This window comes from Thermogemmatispora sp., from assembly GCF_019683755.1.
In the GTDB taxonomy this organism is placed as follows: domain Bacteria; phylum Chloroflexota; class Ktedonobacteria; order Ktedonobacterales; family Ktedonobacteraceae; genus Thermogemmatispora.
Genome location: NZ_JADGHT010000505.1, coordinates 1 through 2,472 on the forward strand (window position 1 = coordinate 1; position 2,472 = coordinate 2,472).

The window sequence follows — 2,472 nt, forward strand, 5'->3', positions numbered from 1 at the left end:
ACAAGCGGAAAACCCGCCGCTGCGATCGTCCCTGATCAGCGGCGGGTCTCCAAGGCACCTATCTCTGGCTGGCTCACAGGCAGCCGAGCCGAACTGCACGGAGGAGCTATCGTGAGCGCCGTCAGCAGACAGGCGCGATCAGCAGCTCAGGACGCTGGGCCAGATGAGCAGAGGCGAGGGCGGAGGCACGAGCCAGCCATGAGCGAGAGAGAAGCCAGACGGCCTGGCCTAGAGAGAGCCACCACCCGTCACTTCAAGCACGTGACCGGAGACATAGTTTGAGAGGGGTGAGGCCAGGAAGAGTAAGGCTCCGGCAGCCTCCTCGGGGGTTCCCGGGCGACCCAGGGGGATCAGCATGGTGGCCATCTGACGAAGCTGACCAGGGATACCCAGTTCAACCTCTTCGCCCTCGCGCTGAATCTTCTCCCCGCCCTCCTTGGGGGCCGTCAGACGCGTTTCGATAAAACCGAAGCAGGCGCAGTTCACCTGCACATTGTAGCGTCCCCACTCCTTCGCCAGCGTCTTTGTCAGCCCAACGATGCCCGCCTTGGCAGTTGCATAATTGACCTGGCCAGCGTTCCCATGCAAGCCAGAGACCGAGCAGACATTGATCACCTTGCGCGGATTAGCACGCCCGTTAGCCTCCTGTTCGCGCTTGGCCGCTTCGCGGATAAAATGAGAGGCCTCACGCAGGATACGGAAAGGCGCCGTATTGTGCACCTCAAGCATGGCATACCACTGCTTATCGGTCATTTTGTGAATGACGCCATCCCAGGTGTAGCCGGCGTTGTTGACAATGATATCGAGGCCGCCAAAGGTGTCGAGTGTGGCCTTGATAAGCTGACTGGGGAAAGCTGGATCAGTGACGTCACCCACCACCGCGATAGCTTTGCCGCCAGCGTTGCGAATAGCTGCTACCGTCTCGTCTGCGGGACCCTGGTCGAGATCACTCACAACAACCGCGGCCCCCTCCGCCGCGAACAGCTTCGCGGCAGCCGCTCCGATGCCGCGCCCAGAGCCGGTGATAATGGCGATCTTACCGTCAAGCAGACCCATTGTGCTGACTCTTCCTTTCTATGCTATTCCTGTTACTCTTCACATCGAGATCCACGGCTGCAGCACAGCAGCACGCAACAAAATCGTCTTGGCCTTATCTATTGGTAGCGCGTATCACGAGCCTCTGCAGCGCTATCTTGCGCGCCAGCCCGCCCTGCGAAACGAGCCGCCGCGTAGCCCTGCCGGCTAGGCCCAGAGAGTTCTCTCCGCCTCTGTCCGGAGCTTGGGCAGGTCATCCGCCTTTCTTTCCGCTACTCGCTGCCACGCTTCGGCAGGGCCGCTACGAAAGTGCCGCTCGCTTTAACATCGCCGTTTTGATCCACCGCCTGGATCTTGCCGGCAATACGCGCCTCACCATCGGCCTCGTATTTCTCGGTGACGGTGCCGCTGCAGGTAATGACATCATCGAGGCGGGTCATACTCTTGAAGCGCACGCCGAACTTGCGCAAGGCCGTTGGTCCCACATAGTCGCTGAGGAGCTGGCCAAGAAAGCCCATGATCAGCATGCCATGCGCAATGATGCCGCCTATGCCGAGCATTTCGCCGATCTTGGGGTCAGTATGGAGAGGATTAAAGTCACCTGATGCTCCAGCGTAGCGCACAAGCTGTAGATGAGTTATCGGGGACTTGACAAGGCGGGGGATCTCATCGCCGACCTGGACATCTTCGAAATAGCGCTTCGTAGGCAGTTTCGCTTCCGTCGTCATTAACGTACTCCTTTGGTCGGTCTTGCCGTGACCCGACTAGCGAACGATTAGCACCTGACGCGCCTTTAGGACTTCCTGTCCGTTTTGATTGGTATAACGAGTCTCCAGCGTTAGAATATCCATCGAAGAGCCGTCCTTGCTCTGACGTGATTTGCCATCGACAAGCGTCGTCACACCGGTTAAGACGTCACCGGCGTAGATCGGTGCCAGATACTCATACTCCTCCTCACCGTGGATGATGCGCATGACATTGACACCGATGGCCACTAGATGCTTGACAAAGTCGGGATTGCCCCAGAACTGGAACGTTGTCGGTGTCGTCGGCGAGGCCGGCACATCTGGATAGCCCGCAGCCTGTGCCGCCTCTTTACTATGATAGATCGGGTTTTCATCACCGATCGCTAGATTCAGCTCATGAATCTTACAGCGCTCTACCTGATAGGTGAAGGGAGGAAAGCTCTGCCCGATCTTGCTCTGGTCGAACATAAGACACCTCTTTTTCGGCAGTCCGGCAAGTAGCCAGAAATAGTATATAATGGTGTGCGAAATGACGGCAACTGAGCCGCGGCAGTGCAGCCAAGCGCCGTGCAGTGCACCAGGCAATGGTTGGGTCCGCAGCTAAGCCGGGCCGGTTCGGGTTGGTCGGCGCGCCGCGGTCTCCTCTCCTCGGCGGTGTCTGCTCACCGTCCTTGTAAGGGTATTGTACCCG

The 2,472-nt window shown here is 58.6% G+C and carries 3 protein-coding genes; all 3 read right to left on the reverse strand.

Annotation, left to right across the window (positions count from 1 at the left end):
• Positions 1-228: 228 nt before the first annotated feature.
• Complete coding sequence (locus IRZ24_RS19360; RefSeq protein ID WP_297168124.1) at positions 229-1,056, reverse strand: SDR family oxidoreductase; 828 nt, start codon at positions 1,054-1,056, stop codon at positions 229-231.
• A 251-nt stretch (positions 1,057-1,307) separates the two neighbouring features.
• Positions 1,308-1,763 (reverse strand): MaoC/PaaZ C-terminal domain-containing protein, encoded by a 456-nt coding sequence (locus IRZ24_RS19365; RefSeq protein ID WP_297168127.1) that lies wholly within the window; start codon positions 1,761-1,763, stop codon positions 1,308-1,310.
• A 36-nt stretch (positions 1,764-1,799) separates the two neighbouring features.
• Complete coding sequence (locus IRZ24_RS19370; protein WP_297168130.1) at positions 1,800-2,249, reverse strand: MaoC family dehydratase N-terminal domain-containing protein; 450 nt, start codon at positions 2,247-2,249, stop codon at positions 1,800-1,802.
• Positions 2,250-2,472: the final 223 nt, after the last annotated feature.

Excerpts from the sequence above, each read along its gene's own strand:
- IRZ24_RS19360 (WP_297168124.1), bottom strand. The coding sequence starts at position 1,056 with ATGGGTCTGCTTGACGGTAAGATCGCCATTATCACCGGCTCTGGGCGC.
- IRZ24_RS19365 (WP_297168127.1), bottom strand. The coding sequence starts at position 1,763 with ATGACGACGGAAGCGAAACTGCCTACGAAGCGCTATTTCGAAGATGTC.
- IRZ24_RS19370 (WP_297168130.1), bottom strand. The coding sequence starts at position 2,249 with ATGTTCGACCAGAGCAAGATCGGGCAGAGCTTTCCTCCCTTCACCTAT.